The 536-nt window shown below is 37.7% G+C and carries 1 protein-coding gene; it reads right to left on the bottom strand.

From position 1 onward, the window contains the following. Positions 1 to 536 (bottom strand): sugar phosphate nucleotidyltransferase (locus K0039_RS20505; RefSeq protein ID WP_265589546.1); only part of this gene is annotated, 536 nt, incomplete at both ends.

Here is a 536-nt window from a genome sequence, read left to right on the forward strand (position 1 = left end):
TGCTTTTTCACAAGCGGATAAAATATCAGGCCGAAATTGTTTAAGTTCCTCTATATACCGATTTGCACTAAACAAAAACATACCGCTATTCCAATAATACTCACCGGAAGCAAGATATTTAGTGGCTGTCTCATGATTTGGCTTTTCAACAAATGATGACACTATAAATGCATCCGAATCTTCCTGATTAATATATTGTCCTCGATGTATATAACCATAACCAGTTTCTGCTTTGTCTGGAATTATACCAAATGTTACCAATTTCCCATCATCAGCGTATGGAATTGCCGATCTAACAGCGTTACAAAATTTTTCTTCATCTAATATAACGTGATCTGCAACCAGTACGAGCATAAGATCATCTGCACTTTTATCAGACTTAGACATCAGCAACGCCGCTAATGCAATTGCAGGGGCAGTGTTACGCCCAACAGGCTCAAGGATGTTATTCTTTGAAGTCAATCTATCGATTTTTCTAAGCTGTTCAGCAACTATAAAGCGGTGTTGTTCATTACAAATGACATAAGGGTTGGTAC

The sequence above is a fragment of the Terrisporobacter mayombei genome (assembly GCF_020748465.1).
Classification (GTDB): Bacteria; Bacillota; Clostridia; order Peptostreptococcales; family Peptostreptococcaceae; genus Terrisporobacter; species Terrisporobacter mayombei.